Here is a 289-nt window from a genome sequence, read left to right as displayed (position 1 = left end):
CTCTATGAGAAAGTAAGCCACACCAGCATACACTCAAAGCCCCTCATGGTACGATACCCCTTGGCTCTTGAGACAAATTTATAAGAGACATTTGTCTGCATTTCTCAATCGTTTTTTATTCGCAAGAGAACACATTCATTTTTGACGTGCAAAAAACATCGGGTTGTGTTGCTCAACCGAGAACAGATTTGAAATGAGAGAATTCTACGAGTATCCAGGGCTCTCATTCAACATGAAAACAATAAACACTCTTTATACAATCAAAGCATTGTGCAAATAATATTTACCA

It is taken from the genome of Bartonella sp. AP58NXGY (assembly GCF_042195785.1).
GTDB lineage: Bacteria > Pseudomonadota > Alphaproteobacteria > Rhizobiales > Rhizobiaceae > Bartonella.
Note: the sequence above shows the minus strand (reverse complement) of the source record.